Below are 13,349 nucleotides of genomic sequence, written 5' to 3'. Positions count from 1 at the left end.
CTGTTAATTGTTAGCCGGCAGCGTAAAGGGCTGGCGCGGCAGCGTGGTGAGTCGCTCTGCGCCCTGTGCCGTGACGCGCACGGTTTCACTGAAGGCGAGGCCCTGCGCTGAAATATACATGTGAAACACCATGTTTTCCTCCAGTAACCACGGCGCCTGAGGATGAAAACAGCAGCTGAAATCGCTCGGACGCGGGGTGCGCGTATACAGACCCAGCGCATAACCGGTGATGTTGCTGTAATCGTCACGCAGCCCGGCGCTGAGCACCGCCTCACGCGCGACGGCATCCACCGTGCAGGCCGCAACGCCCGGCTTCATCGCCCGCAGCTGGCTATCCTGAATGGCGATCAGCTGTTGTGCCAGCGCCGCGCGTGCCGCAGAGATTTCACCGACAATCAGCGGACGCATCAGGCGCGCGCTGTAGTGCCGCACTTTAGGGATCAGCTCAACGTGCAGTACATCGCCCGGCTGCAGACGCTGCTCATGGCCGCTGGCATGCAAAAATCCGCTGTCGCCGCTGGCGATAACAATCGGTCCGGTTTCACCGCTGTCAGCACCGAGCCGCAGAAATTGTGCCGCCGCCAGCGCGGCGACATCACGCACGCGCCAGCCGCCCTGCACCTGCGCACTCAGCTGGGCCAGCGTGGCATCGGCAATGCTGGCGGCCTGGCGTAAGCTGGCGATTTCAGCCTGAAATTTAACGCTGCGCAACCGGTCGCTGAGGCCGCTGACATCACACCAGCGCACCCCGGGCAGATGACGCGCCAGCTGCTGCCAGCTGTGTACCGACATGCCGTAGGATGCATAATCCGCGCCCAGCCGCACCCGCTGATAGCCGCGCCGCGTCAGGCTTTGCGCCACCGCCAGCCACGGATCGTCTTCATCACGGTACGCGTCAATCGCCAGCTGCGGTGACTGCGCGCGGCACGGCGCGGCATCCAGCTGGCGCAGCACCATCCACGGTTCGTCCTGCAACGGCACCAGACAGGCACGATAACGCGTTTCCGACACGGTATAACCGGTTAACCATGCCAGCAGTTCGCCATGATCGATCAGCATCACCTCGATGTCGGCGGCGCGCATGGCGCTGCGCAGCCGTGACAGCGCGTCGGCGATCATGACGCCGGTTCAACCGGCTGGCAGATGTCGAGGATGGCCAGCAAATAGATGCGCACCATATCGAGAAACTCACTGATCTCGACGCGCTCGTCCGGCATGGTGTTGTACTTGCCGCCGGGCCCGCACACGATGCCCTCCATGCCCGCATGCTGATACAGGTGCGCCGCATCGGTACCGTAGAAGGCGGGCGGCGTGATCACCCCGGTGGGCTGCGGCGTGCCGCGCACGGTCTGCCAGCCGCGATTGACCGCTTTAACGATTGGCGATTCCGGCGACACCTCAAACGGCAGCATGGTGGGTTTATCGCGCAGGCCGTCATCAAACAGCTGCGCCTGCAGACCCGGATAGCGCTGGCACAGTGCATCCAGCAGGGCCTGCAGATCGGCCAGCACGCCGTCCACCGTTTGCCCCGGCGCAAAGCGAGCGGAGCCTTTCAGGCGGACAAAATCCGCGACCTGCGGCGGCCGCCACTCCTGCAAATCACGCCCCAGCGCACCGTGTACGGTGCCAATATGGCCACGGTTAATTTTGCGGTGTTCTGCACTTTTCGCTCCGCTGAAAGTGATGTTATTGATCTGCGGAATCAGTTCGACCGCCGCCGCAATCGCGTCGACCGCCTCCTCACGCTTTGACAGATGGCGCGTATCGCCGGTCAGTTCAATGGTGAACATCAGCGAGCCGGCATGCATGGTCAGTGCCTGTAAATCCGTGGGTTCGGCATTGATGAAATAGTCGGCGCGTACGCCCTGCTCAATCGCCGCCAGCGTACCGATGCCGCCCTGTAACTCGCCGACCACGTATGTGAGGATCACGTCGCCCCTGAGCTTCACGCCGGCATCAATCAACGTCTTCAGCGCGCAGAAATAGGCGGCATCGCCCGCTTTCATGTTAGAAACGCCGATGCCGTAAATAAACTGCTCGTCGATTTTTCCCGCCCAGGGATCGACGGTCCAGCCTTCGGTGACCGGGTTAGTATCAAGATGACCGTTGAACAGCAGGCTGTGGCCGCCTCCGCTGCCGGCCAGCCGCCCAATAGCGTTCAGCCGATCGCCGGCCACCGGCTGCAGTTCCGTCTCCAGCCCGAGCTGCGCCATCTGTTCTGCCATATAGCGGGCTAATTCGCGCTCGCCCTCGGTGGCACTGTAACTTTTGTGCTGCACCATTTTTGCCAGGAAAGCGAGGCAGTATTCACGATCGATGTGATGAATTAACTGTTCAGGGTTCATGCGCTTCTCGTTATGCCACGGATTGGGTCAGATCAGGGATGTGCACGGCATCAAGCAGTGCACGGGTATAAGGATGCTGTGCCTGCGCCCGCATATTCTCGCCGCGCAGCACTTCCACCACATCGCCGCGATACATCACCGCCACGCGATGAGCGATCTGGCGGATGAGATTGAGATCGTGGGTGATGAACAGATACGCCGTGCCGTAGCGACGGCGCAGCTCCAGCAGCAGCTCGATAATGGTGGCCTGCACCGACACATCCAGCGCCGCCGTGATTTCATCGCAAATCACCAGGTCCGGCGGGTTAGCGAAGGCGCGCGCAATCGCTACGCGCTGCTTTTGCCCACCCGACAGCGCGTGCGGATAGCGGCTGGCAAATTCCGCGGGCAGCCGCACTTCCTGCAGCAGACGCGCCACCGCCTGCGCCTCGCTTTCTCCTGGTGGCAGTCCATACAGCCGCAGCGGACGGGCGATGATTTCGCCGACGGTCATGCGCGGGTTGAGTGACGCGTCCGGATGCTGAAAAATCATTTGCACACGGCGGCGATACGCCGGGTCCATCTGCGCGCGGCCATATAACGTTGCGCCGCAGAAATCGAGACTGCCAGTGAACGGCACCAGGCCGGTTATCGCCTTACCGAGTGAAGATTTACCCGAACCGGACTCGCCGACCACGCCGAGAATTTCGCCCTGATGCACCGTCAGCGAAACCGCATTGGCGGCCCGCGTCGTGTTCGCCTCCCGTTTCAGCAGCCGATCGAGCACGCCGTGCTGGCCATAATCAATCGTCAGCGCCTGCAGGCTGAGCAGCGGCTGACTGCCGGCCGCATCCGCGACCAGCCGATGCTGCGGATCCGGCACCGCGGCAATCAGTTTGCGCGTATACGCATGCGCGGGTGCGCTGAACAGCGTGCGCGTCGCGGCCTGTTCGACGATGCGGCCCTGCTCCAGCACGCACACCCGGTCGGCCACTTTCGCCACCAACGCCAGATCGTGTGAGATATACAGCGATGCGACGCCGGTCTCGGCGCGCAGTCGCTCGTAAAGATCGAGGATTTGCGCCGAGCTGATAACGTCCAGTGCCGTGGTCGGCTCATCAAAAATCAGGCAGTCCGGCTGGCAGGCGAAGGCGGTGGCGATCAGGATGCGCTGCTTCTCACCGCCGGAAACCTGATGCGGATAGCGCTGCATCATGCGTGCCGGGTGCTTCAGCTCGACATCGCGCAGCAGAGACTCTCCCAGCTGCTGCGCTTCGCGCGCTGACAGCCCACGATGACGGCGCAGCACTTCGGTGACCTGTTCACCCAGCGTCAGCGTCGGGTTCAGCGACGCGCTGGGATCCTGAAAAATCATGCCAAGCTTTTTACCGCGCAGCGCCATCAGTTGGTGCGCTGGCAACTGCAGCAGGCTTTCGCCGTTCAGCCGGATATCACCCGCCTGCTCGCGTGCGTTACTGGCCAGCCAGCGCATGATCGCCCAGCCGAGGGTGGTCTTGCCGGAGCCGGACTCCCCTACCAGCCCCAGCACTTCGCCCGGCATCACCTGCAGGGTGATATCGCGCAGTACTGGCAGCGAATGGCCGCGCGCTAACGCATAATCGAGGCTGTAATTGTCCACCGACAGCACCGGGTTGTGCGGACTTTTCATTTGTGGCTCCCTGGATTTAGCACATCACGCAGGCCATCGCCCAGCAGGTTGAAGCCAATCGCCACCAGCGCGATAGCCAGACCGGGGATCATCATCATCCACGGTGCTTTAAAGAAATAGCTGCGCGCCTCGGACACCATCAGCCCCCACTCTGGCTCGGGCGGCTGCGCGCCGAGGCCGAGAAAGCTCAGCGTGGCAAACAGCATGATGGCGAATGCCACGCGAATGGTGGCTTCCACGATGATCGGCGCGAGAATGTTCGGCAGCATTTCGCGCAGAATGATGTAGTAACCCGCTTCGCCGCGCGCGATGGCGGCGCTGATGTAGTCCTGCTGACGCGCCGCCAGCGCCACGCTGCGCGCAATGCGCACCATGCCCGGCACGAAGGCGATGGTGATGGCCAGCACGGCGTTCATGCTGCTCTGCCCCAGGGTGCTGACAATCAGCAGCGCAAACAGCAGGCTGGGAATCGCCATCACCGCATCCATGGTGCGCATCAGGAATTCATCCACTTTGCCGCCAAGGTAGGCGCTGGCGGTGCCCAGCACCGAGCCAATAACCATCGCCAGCGCGGTCGCCAGCAGCGACAGCAAAATGGTGGATCGCGCGCCGACCAGCACCCGGCTGAAAATGTCACGCCCCAGCTGATCGGTGCCGAACCAGTGTTCTGCGCTGGGCGGGCGGTAACGCGTCAGGATCGAGATCGCTTCCGGATCAAACGGTGCCACGTGCGCGCCGCCCGCCACCATCAGCAGCGCCAGCAGCAGAATCAGCACCCCCGCCGCACCCTGCGGCGAGCGCAGTAATCGTTTCAGTATTTCAGGCATAGGAAATCCGCTTATCGAGCATCACATAGGCCAAATCCGCGAGGAAATTCACCACGGCATAGGTTGCCGCGAGGATCATCACGCCGGCCTGAATAGTGGGCAGATCGCGCGCCTGTACCGCGACAATCAGCTCCCGGCCAATACCGGGAATGGCAAAAATCTCCTCCACCACCACAATCCCGCCCAGCAGATAGCCGACGTCGAGCGCCACAATGGTGATGGTGGGCAACAGGCCATTGCGCAGCGCATGGCGCCACAGGATGCGCCGGCGCGACAGGCCTTTCAGCCACGCGGCGCGAACGTAGTCGGTGTGCAGCACGTCAACCATTTCCGAGCGCACCATGCGCGAAACGTGTGCCACCAGAATCAGCGCAACGGTGATCGACGGCAGAATCAGGTGCTGAATACCGCTGATAAAATTTTCGCTGAGCGGCACGTAGCCGGTAGCGGGCAGAATCTGCCAGACATCGGCAAACAGCAGCAGCACCAGCGTGGCGGTGACGAATTCCGGAAACGAGATGCCCATGTACGAGATCACGCTGACCAGCACATCGGCGGTCTTACCGCGCCGCACGGCCGCCCAGATGCCGAGCGGAATGGCGATCACCAGCATCAGTAACAGGGCGCACAGCGCCAGCAGCAGCGAGCGCGATAGCGCCGTCAGCAGCGTTGGCCCGACGGCCAGGCCATTGCGCATCGACACGCCAAAGTTGCCCTGCAGCGCCTGTGTCAGCCAGTGCCAGTATTGCAGCCAGGCGGGCGCATCCAGCCCAAGCCGCGCCCGCACCGCCGCCAGCGCTTCCGGCGTGGCGTTTTGTCCCAGCAGCGTAACCGCGGCATCGGCGGGCAGCAGCTGAGTGATGCCAAACACCAGCAGCGACACCACCAGCAGCGTGTAAATCATCAGCAGCAGGCGTTTAAGCAGGTAACTTGCTGTCACGGTCGCTCCTTACAGGCTGCGCTTTGGCGCGTTAGCGGTCAGCCAGACATGATCGAGGCGGAACACCGCCCCGCGCGGATGCAGATGATAGCCCGCCACGTGCTCACGACTGGCAGCCAGCAAATCAAAGAAAGTCGGGATTAACGAGGGCACCTCGTCGTGCATCAGCTGCTGCGCTTTGCCGTACAGCTGGCTGCGCAGCGTTTCGTCATTGGTTTCGCGCGCCGCCATCACCGCACCGTCGAAAGCCGCATTGTTCCAGCGCGTTTCGTTCCACGCCGCTGTTGAGGTATAGAGCAGAGAAAACACCGCATCTGGCGTCGGCTGCATATTGTAAAAGCCGACGTAGAAATTGCCCTTCTTCCACACCTGATCGAGATAGGTGCTGTGCGCCATGGTCTGCACGTTGATACGGAAACCGCCCGGTTTCGCCATCTCCCGCAGGGCAATCCCCAGCTGGGTGCGGGTTGACGGTTTGTCTGAGGCGACAAGCGTTAAATCCAGCCCATTCGGATAACCGGCCTCCGCCAGCAGCGCTTTGGCTTTGCTGTAATCCAGCGCTTTTTGCGTCAGCTGCGCGTAATACGGATAAGCGGCGTTGATCGGCGTGTCGTTACCCGGCGATCCGAGCCCGTCTGCGACAAAATCCACCGATGCCTGGCGGTCTACGCATAACGCCAGCGCCTGGCGGACGCGCACATCATTAAACGGCTTTTGATCGCAGCCCATGTTGACGTTAAGAAACTGGCCGGACGCCACGCGCAGCGGCAGCACGCCCGCCGATTTGGCTAAGCGGGCAAACTCGCTCGACTGCGCACTCAGCATCAGATCGGTATCGCCGGCAATCAGCGCGGAGCTTTCAGCGATAGCGTCGGGATACACCACCACTTCCACGCCATTCAGATACGGCCGCGTGGCGTCGTAATAGTGCGGGTTGCGTTTCACCACGATTTTGCGTTCCGGATCGTAAGACACCAGCTGGAACGGCCCGGCCCCCAGCGAGGCGCTACTCAGCTTGTCGTACTGCCCCTGCGCGATATGCGCCGGGATGATTTTGGCATCCGGATAGGCCAGCATCACCGGCAGATCGGCATAAGGCGCCTCGGTCTCAATCAGGACGGTGTTATTGTCTTTAGCGCTTACCGTTTTAATCGGGCCGATGTTGTGCAGCGCCGGTGAGGCGTTTTTCGGGTCCAGCAGCGCCTGCAGGCTGGCGACCACATCCGCTGCGGTGAGCGGCGAACCGTCGCTGAAGCGCAGATCGGGCCGCAGCGTGAAGGTCCACTGGGTTAAGTCGTCGTTCGGCTGCCAGGACTGCGCCAGATCGCCTTCCGCTTTCATCGCCTGTGTCAGGCGGGTTAAGCCGCTGTACAGCAGCTCTGCCACCAGATATTCCGGATTAACCCGTACCTGATGGGGATTGAGTACGCTGACCGCCTGGTCAACGCTGATGCGCAATACGCCACCTTTACGCGGCGTGCCGCCCGGGGTCGCGCTGGCAACGGCGGCAGCCGAGGCACTGAATGACCAGGGCAGCAGCGCCGCTCCGGTCAGGGCGGTTGAACTGGCGATAAACTGTCTGCGGTTTAACCCTTTCATGGCGCACATCTTCTGTTCCTCGTTGGTTTATTAATTACCCTGGGTTGGCTGAAAATCATTGGCGAGATACGCCAGAATCGACTGCGAAAGTGCAATAACATCTGCCATCGTGGTGTATTCATCGGCGGCATGAATGCGGTTATCGGGACGGGCAAGTCCGCCCAGCAGAATTTCCTGAATGCCGGCCTGCTGTACCCAGCCCATATCCGAGCTGGTGGCGGATCCCCAGGCTTTGAATTCTGCTGGCGGGAAGCCGAAGCCCTGGCTGAGCGCCGCCTGCCAGCGCGGCCAGTGCGGACCGGTGGGATCGGCGACTGGCGCCAGATGGCCAATCAGTTGCAGCGTGACGTCGCTGGCGGCGCTGCCCTGCATCGCCTTATCCACGCACTGCGTCAGCTCCTGCCACACGTCGGCAAACGGCTCTTCCGGTGCATAACGGCGATTAACCAGCAGCTCGAAGCGTTCCGGAATGGTGGAGCCTTTACTGCCGCCGTGCGCGGCGGCCAGCGTAAGTAAAGCGGTGAGCGGCTGGCCCTGATAGTGCGGCGGCGCGGGCATTGCCGAAACCCGCTGTTCCACCTCGCCTTTCAGCTGATACAGCGCATTCATCAGCGGAAGTGCGGCCTCAATAGCGTTAATGCCCTGCAGCGGATCGCCGGAGTGCGCCGAGCGACCGCTGACGATAATTTTGATGTCGATACTGCCAAAACAGCCGGCCCAGATGCGCGGCACCGCGCCGCCGTTAAAGCTCAGCAGGTGGCCGTGGAATAACTGCTGTTCGGCCAGATAGCGGATGCCGGGATAGAGACCGCCCTCTTCGTCGGTACAGAGTAAAAATACCGGGTTATAGCGCAGCCTGAGCTGATAGCGCTGCGCGGCCCGCACCGCAGCCAGCGCGGCCACGATGGTGCCTTTCATATCCGCCGCACCGCGTCCGAACAGCTTGTCGTCCGTCACGCTGAGTGCCAGCGGCGGAAAGCGCCAGCCATCGCCGGCCGGGACCGTATCGGTGTGGAAGTAGAGGTTGCAGTTCTCAGCCGCGCCGGCATCCAGCGCGGCCAGCAGATTGACCCGCTCGCCCTGCGCGCTGCCATCCGGCGTCTGCCACAGCGCGTCGGGCACCGAAACGCGCTGCAAATCAAAATGCATCGGCTGCAGCATCGTGCTCAGCAGGTCGGCGAATGCTGCGTAACCCAGTCCGGGCGGGAAGCAGGTATCCACCGCCAGCATGCGTTGCAGATCGTCAAGAATCTGCGCCTGATCGTCGGCGATATGGGTCAGAGCGCGCTGTAGTGATGAATTTTCCCGCATAAACTGTTCACTTATTGTATTTCTATATAGTTTATAGATAATGCAAATGAACAGCTGGGGTCAATCGGTAATCGGAAACATGCAAAAAAACTATGACGCGCACGACGTTCCTCAATTCAGTCGCCTGAACGAAGGCGAAGGCGCTCCGCTGTACGAAGTAGTGAAGCGCCATATCAGTGAATCCATCCTGCAGGGCGAACTGCCAGCAGGCACCATTTTGCCCAGTGAAAACAGTCTGGCGGCGAAGTTCGGTGTCTCGGTCGGTACGGTGCGCAAAGCGCTGGCGGCGCTTACGACGGAAGGGATGCTGATGCGCCGGCGCAAAACCGGCACGGTGGTGACCGGCTGGGCGCCGCTGCATAACCTCAGCCATTTCTTTCACTATTTTCGTCTGCATGACAAATCGGGCGGTTTGCTGCAGTCGGAAACGCGACTGCTGGAGTATCAGCACAGCCGCGCCAGCGCCGACGAGGCCGATAAGCTGCAGATCGCAGCGGGTGACGCAGTGATTCGCCTGAAACGCCTGCGCCGGGTGAAGGGCATTGCGGCCATGCATGAAACGCTGGTGCTGCCCGCCGCGCGTCTGCCCGACTTTCCGCCGGCGGAACAGCTACCGCAGTTGCTGTATCGCTACCTGTTTGAGCAGTACGATGTGCGTGTTGCGGCGGTACGCGAGCAGATCAGCGCCACGCTCGCTACAGAAGAAGATGCCAGCCTGCTGGAACTTGCTCTGCCGCACGCGGTGATGGTGATCGATGAGGTCTCATTTGATCAAAGCGCTACGCCGGTGATTCTTGCGCATCACCGTTTCAGCACTGAACATTTTATGTATGTCAATGAGATACGCTGATTATGTAGACGTTTTACTGTAAGGTGTTTCAGATGCGCATCGACGCGCACCTGATTAATTTGAACCAAAACGCAGCGAACGTTGTGAATAACAACCGCTAAGGTGACCTCACTTAACAGGACATTACCCATGGCAGCACGGCAGCACCATTACCAGATTCACCTTCGCTGGAGCGGCAATCGCGGCGATGGCACAGCTTCTTATACCGCTTACGATCGTGACAGCGAATTACAGGCACCCGGTAAGCCGCCCATTTTGCTGAGTGCCGATCCGGCATTTCGTGGGGATAAAACGCGCTGGAATCCTGAGGAATTGCTGCTGGCGTCTGCGGCGGCCTGCCATAAGCTGTGGTATTTACACCTGTGCGCCGATGCCGGCATTGTGGTGGAGGAGTATGAAGATGCTGCCGAAGGGAACATGGTCGAGGGGGCGCGTGGCCGCTTTACCGATATCACGCTGAAGCCGCGCATCAAACTGCGCGACCCAGCGGATGCCGATCGCGCGCGGGCATTGCATCATCAGGCACACGAAGCCTGCTTCATCGCCAACTCGCTGAATTTTCCGGTAAACTGCGATCCTGAATTTTTCTGATTATGATGCGCGGGCCAGCGGCGTTTGCCACAGCCGCACGCCGTTGCGCCCGGCGCGCTTCACTTCATACAGCGCTTCATCCGCATGGCGCAGCCAGTCGCTTAACGATTCAGCGCTGACCGCAGGCGCAATACCGATACTGACCGAGCAGCGAAACTCTGCCGAGGCCGGTAAGCGCAGCTGGGCAATCTTCTCTTTTAGCCTTTCGGCCAGCTCCACCACCGATTCATCGCTGGCCTGATGCACGATAACGCCCAGCTCATCGCCGCCAAAGCGCGCCGGAATGTCCTGCAGCCCGACATAGTTGCGCAGCAGCGCCGAAATCTCGGCCAGCAGAAAATCGCCCGCCTCATGGCCCCAGCTATCATTGACCACTTTGAAGTGATCGACATCCAGCAACAGCAGATAGCCGCTGCTATCGCCGCGCCGCGTGCTGAGAAACTCACTCTCCAGCCGCCGCTCAAACAGGCGGCGGTTAGGGATTTTCAGGCCGGGATCCATCAGCGCGATGCGCTCCAGTTCACGGTTGCGGGTGCGTAAATGCCAGGTGAGATTGTACGAAGCCACGCTGAGTACCAGCATGTAACAGGTAGCCAGCGGCAGCGTCAGCCAGACGGTTTGCGTGCTGAACGCCAGATGTACGCTGGTGCCATCCAGCAGCCACACCATAATAAACCCGCACAAAAATGCCTGTATGGCGGCAATCAGCTGCGCGCCGCCGCCAGCGGCATAGCGATCCGATGCCAGCACCGCCATGATGACAAAAGAGGGCATCGGGCTTAACGCCATCAGCGCCACCCAGATTCCGCCAAAGGCGGCATCCAGCGTCAGATTCTGGCGTTCGGTACCGGTTGAGTCTTCGGCACGAAGCGCACGCTGATACGCCAGCCATGGCCAGAAAAAGGCGTTCACAAACAGCAGCGCACTGAATGCCAGTCCGCGCTGCATTTCCAGCAACACCGAGAGAATTGGAAAGAAACAGAGGATCGTGCCGAGCTGACGCATGATGAACATACGACGAACGAAGCGTTTTGACCGGCGCTTCAAATGGTTTTCATCAGGCGAGTAGTAATTCATTCACGGGAAAATTCAGGTCGACAAAAATGGCAGTGTATCGGGAAAAAGTCGCCCTGCGGCGACTTTTTTTAAGAATTTTCACCTTGCATATTGGCGACACGCAAATAAGAAGCGCTTTGCTGCCAATAGCAGCAGCGGCCAGCGGGTAAAGTTCGCTGCCGCTGCGCGTGTTTTTTAGTTCACTGCCCCTTGCAAACGGAACTGGCTGACCAGCCGCTGCAGCATGAGTGCCTGCTCTTCCAGCGCCTGTGCGGAATGGGATGACGCAGTGACCAGCGACGCATTTTGCTGAGTGGTACCGTCCAGCTCACCTACCGCGCGCGCGATTTGCTCAATGCCGCGGCTCTGCTCATCAGAAGCAGCCGAGATCTCCGCCATGATTTCATTTACGCGTGCGATGCTACTGACAATCTGCTCCATCGTTTCACCCGCGCGCGCCACCTGCTGATGGCCGTTGCTGATACGCCCTACCGATTCGCCAATCAGTCGTTCAATATCTTTCGCCGCTCCGGCACTGCGCTGGGCCAGATTACGCACTTCGCTGGCGACCACCGCAAAGCCTCGCCCCTGCTCGCCGGCGCGGGCGGCTTCAACCGCTGCGTTGAGTGCCAGGATGTTGGTCTGGAAGGCGATGCTGTTGATCACCGCAGTAATCTCGGCAATTTTCTTTGAACTATCAGAAATCTCGCCCATGGTGCTGACGACGTTGTGCACCGCAATACCGCCCTGACTGGCGTTATGCGTCGCTTCCGCCGCGATCTGGCTGGCGAGACGCGCATTGCTGGCATTATTTTTCACCGTGGCGGTGAGCTGCTCCATGCTGGCGGCGGTTTCCACCACCGCAGCCGATTGCTGGGCGGTGCGCGACGACAACTCCAGGTTTCCCTGATGTATAGTGCTGGCAGCCTGCGACACATTGCTGACGCTGTGCAGCACCTCGCCAATCATGCCGCGCAGCCGCGCATTCATGCGTCCCATGGCAGAGGTGAGCTGGCCGAGCTCGTCCTGGCGATTAGTGACAAACTGCGAGCTGAGGTCGCCGCTGGCAATGCGTTCCGCCAGCGCGAGGTTGTGGAACACCGGGCGCGTAATCTGCCGGATAATGGTCCAGGCCACCAGCACGCCCAGCACTATTGCCAGGCTGCCAATCAGCAGCGAGAGCGCCGCTGACCCGTTAGCCAGTTCATCGTTACGCGCCTTAACCAGGGCGATGATCTGTTTGATCGCCGCGCTGCTGTTATCGCCCGCCACTTTGACGGTGTTTTCCGCGACACGCAGCTGGCCGTAAATCGCTGCCGCCTGCAGGCTCAGATCTTTAAAACGTTCGGTATCCTGCCATAGCGCACTAAATCCGCCCTGCTGCTCCGCTGGCAGCTGAGTCAGTAGCGTGTTCATGTCCTGCCCGGCGCGCTGAAAATCATGTTCCAGTTTATTGCGCAGTGCCTCGCTGACGTTGAAGCGCAGCGCCCAGGCCTCTTCGCGCACATTACTGATGGCAAACAGCAGCTGATAAATCTGGTTGGTGACTTCGGGTGTGCTGGCGGGGGTCCGGATTAGCCCGGTATAGCGCGACGTCATGTCCTGCTGGCTCAGCGCATCCAGCTGGCTGCGCAGATCGTTGAGCTGTCGGGTTGCCTGGGTCATGGCGGTGATGCTGTGCTGGAAACGGGCAAGATGGCTGGCGACATCGTTGAGCAACCCTCTGGCGTCCGCCGTCCACGGCAATTGCTGGGCCTGCTGCGTCAGCTGTTGAGCATGCGTGACGTAATCCGTCATGGTGTCGCCCGCTTTGTCCTCGCCATACAGATATTTAAGACGATTGATTTTGGCCTGAAAGACTTCAATGTTGATGTCATAAATCAGATTGGTTTTCTGATAGATGTCGTGAATCTGGTTGAATCGTTGCACGCTGAGCGCTGTGGCCAGCGCTACCAGCAGCAGGACGATGCCGAAGCCCGCCGCCAGTTTGCGCGTAATGCGCACATTCCGTAATCGGGAGACCAGTCCCATGTCTCGCTCCTGTCATTGTTGTTTTTGTTGAGTCTGCAGAAGGGGTTATCGGACCGTAACGGGAATTATTTACTGTTGCGGGGCGAAAATGTGCTGTGTCATAAAAGCGGTATAGTATTTAGCCAAAATACTCTTTTAAAGCACTTCTTAA

At 60.3% G+C, this 13,349-nt stretch carries 11 protein-coding genes; 2 read left to right on the top strand and 9 right to left on the bottom strand.

Annotated elements, in window-relative coordinates; translation table 11 throughout:
- Window positions 1-3: 3 nt before the first annotated feature.
- Genes C1Y42_RS11795 through C1Y42_RS11765 form a run of 7 tightly spaced genes read right to left on the bottom strand, consistent with a single transcriptional unit; the run spans window position 4 to window position 8,670 of the window.
- On the bottom strand, window positions 4-1,119 hold the full coding sequence (locus tag C1Y42_RS11795) for a Xaa-Pro peptidase family protein (RefSeq protein ID WP_104093525.1): 1,116 nt from the start codon (window positions 1,117-1,119) through the stop codon (window positions 4-6).
- A complete protein-coding gene (locus C1Y42_RS11790; RefSeq protein WP_104093524.1) occupies window positions 1,116-2,345 on the bottom strand; it encodes a M20 family metallopeptidase in 1,230 nt (409 codons plus the stop codon). The genes C1Y42_RS11795 and C1Y42_RS11790 overlap by 4 nt, the downstream gene beginning before the upstream one ends.
- A 10-nt stretch (window positions 2,346-2,355) precedes the next feature.
- The gene (locus tag C1Y42_RS11785) at window positions 2,356-3,993 is read right to left on the bottom strand and encodes an ABC transporter ATP-binding protein (RefSeq protein ID WP_104093523.1); all 1,638 of its coding nucleotides are present in this window, start codon (window positions 3,991-3,993) and stop codon (window positions 2,356-2,358) included.
- Complete coding sequence (locus C1Y42_RS11780) at window positions 3,990-4,820, bottom strand: ABC transporter permease (RefSeq protein ID WP_058781361.1); 831 nt, start codon at window positions 4,818-4,820, stop codon at window positions 3,990-3,992. The genes C1Y42_RS11785 and C1Y42_RS11780 overlap by 4 nt, the downstream gene beginning before the upstream one ends.
- Complete coding sequence (locus C1Y42_RS11775; RefSeq protein ID WP_021508731.1) at window positions 4,813-5,760, bottom strand: ABC transporter permease; 948 nt, start codon at window positions 5,758-5,760, stop codon at window positions 4,813-4,815. Before C1Y42_RS11775 ends, C1Y42_RS11780 begins: the two co-directional genes overlap by 8 nt.
- Window positions 5,761-5,769: 9 nt before the next feature.
- Entirely contained in the window at window positions 5,770-7,368 is a 1,599-nt protein-coding gene (locus tag C1Y42_RS11770) for an ABC transporter substrate-binding protein (RefSeq protein ID WP_104093522.1), read from the bottom strand.
- A gap of 21 nt (window positions 7,369-7,389) precedes the next feature.
- The gene (locus C1Y42_RS11765) at window positions 7,390-8,670 is read right to left on the bottom strand and encodes a M20 family metallopeptidase (RefSeq protein WP_104093521.1); all 1,281 of its coding nucleotides are present in this window, start codon (window positions 8,668-8,670) and stop codon (window positions 7,390-7,392) included.
- Window positions 8,671-8,749: 79 nt separating this feature from the next.
- Here C1Y42_RS11765 and C1Y42_RS11760 point away from each other — a divergent pair, with 79 nt between their 5' ends.
- Window positions 8,750-9,520 (top strand): GntR family transcriptional regulator, encoded by a 771-nt coding sequence (locus C1Y42_RS11760; protein ID WP_021508734.1) that lies wholly within the window; start codon window positions 8,750-8,752, stop codon window positions 9,518-9,520.
- A gap of 129 nt (window positions 9,521-9,649) precedes the next feature.
- Window positions 9,650-10,111: an OsmC family protein gene (locus C1Y42_RS11755; protein ID WP_104093520.1), complete on the top strand. Its 462-nt coding sequence runs from the start codon at window positions 9,650-9,652 to the stop codon at window positions 10,109-10,111.
- On the opposite strand, the gene C1Y42_RS11750 is transcribed toward C1Y42_RS11755, so the two are convergent.
- Both C1Y42_RS11750 and C1Y42_RS11745 read right to left on the bottom strand, forming a co-directional pair.
- The gene (locus tag C1Y42_RS11750) at window positions 10,112-11,188 is read right to left on the bottom strand and encodes a diguanylate cyclase (RefSeq protein WP_021508737.1); all 1,077 of its coding nucleotides are present in this window, start codon (window positions 11,186-11,188) and stop codon (window positions 10,112-10,114) included.
- A gap of 174 nt (window positions 11,189-11,362) precedes the next feature.
- Entirely contained in the window at window positions 11,363-13,198 is a 1,836-nt protein-coding gene (locus C1Y42_RS11745; protein ID WP_104093519.1) for a methyl-accepting chemotaxis protein, read from the bottom strand.
- Window positions 13,199-13,349: the final 151 nt, after the last annotated feature.

The sequence above is a fragment of the Pantoea sp. ICBG 985 genome (genome assembly GCF_002928365.1).
GTDB lineage: Bacteria > Pseudomonadota > Gammaproteobacteria > Enterobacterales > Enterobacteriaceae > Pantoea > Pantoea dispersa.
This window is presented reverse-complemented; position numbering and strand designations above follow the sequence as displayed.